Genomic DNA, 1,327 nt, shown 5'->3' on the forward strand with positions numbered 1-1,327 from the left:
AGAGTGTTTAAATAATTATGTGTAAATGAATTATTGGGAATTGAAAAAGGGAAGCCTCTCCCTTATGATAGTTAGCGTCTAAACAAACATCACAGGAGGCTTCCCCATGAATCAGTTTACCAAAGAAATTGTCACAGCACTAGCTCAGAATCAAGATTTAGACCTCATTTTTAAAGATCACCTAGAAATTGCCGTTAATGAATTACTTCAAAATGAGCTTTCCGCCTTTTTAGGCTATGAACGCTATGATAGAGCTGGATTTAACTCTGGTAATTCACGCAATGGCAACTACTTAAGAACCTTCAAAACTAAATATGGCGAGTTGAATCTCACGGTTCCACGTGATCGTAATGGCGAATTTATTAACCACACCTTACCTGCTTATCAGCGCCAAACAGACCAACTGGAACAGACGGTCATCCAGCTTTATCAAAAAGGCATTACTACCCATGAAATCTCCGATCTCATGGAAAAAATGTATGGTGCTTATTACACACCGCAAACAGTTTCTAACTTAACTAAAGTCGTTAATGAACAAGTTGAAGCTTTCAAAAGTAGAACATTGTCAGAAAAATATGCGGTTATCTATCTGGATGCCACTTATCTGCCGTTAAGACGCGACACCGTCGCAAAAGAAGCAGTCCACATTGCGATCGGTATACAGCCTAATGGGCATAAAGAAGTCTTATCATACAAAATAGCGCCTACTGAATCTGGTGCAATTTGGACAGAGGTATTGGCTGATCTGAAACAACGAGGGGTGCAACAGAATTTACTTTTTGTGGCCGATGGCTTAGTTGGATTGGCGTCTGCGGTTGGCAAATATTACCCCGAAGCCGTTATTCAACAATGTCTCGTTCATGTAAGTCGTAATATCTCGCATCGTATTCGTGTGAAAGACCGTAAAGAAGTCTTAGGTGATTTTAAATTAATCCATCAATCATCTGATAAACAGGCGGCAGAGCACAGCCTAGCTAACTTTATCAATCGCTGGCGCAAACGATATCCTAAAGTTACCCAAGGGTTATTAGAAAATCAGAAATTATTGACGTGTTTTGATTTCCCAGCAGCTATTCGGGCTAGTATTTACAGCACAAACCTAATTGAATCATTTAATAAAAAATTCAAGCGGCAGACTAAAAAACGTGAACAGTTTCCAAATGAGGAATCCTTAGAAAGAACCTTGATGACGGTTATTCTGGATTACAATGACAAGTTTGATCAGCGGGTGCATAAGGGATTCAACATGGTTGAAGACACATTAGAATCTATGTTTTAAAAAAAGGACGAGAGGCTTTTCTATTTACACATAAAATTTGACACTCTC

General features: G+C 39.0%; 1 protein-coding gene. It reads left to right on the forward strand.

Annotation, left to right across the window (positions count from 1 at the left end; genetic code table 11):
- Nucleotides 1–106: 106 nt before the first annotated feature.
- Complete coding sequence (locus tag FFM51_RS08685) at nt 107–1,279, forward strand: IS256 family transposase (RefSeq protein ID WP_057746220.1); 1,173 nt, start codon at nt 107–109, stop codon at nt 1,277–1,279.
- Nucleotides 1,280–1,327 lie beyond the last annotated feature (48 nt).

It is taken from the genome of Paucilactobacillus kaifaensis, from assembly GCF_005405145.1.
Taxonomy (GTDB): Bacteria; Bacillota; Bacilli; order Lactobacillales; family Lactobacillaceae; genus Paucilactobacillus; species Paucilactobacillus kaifaensis.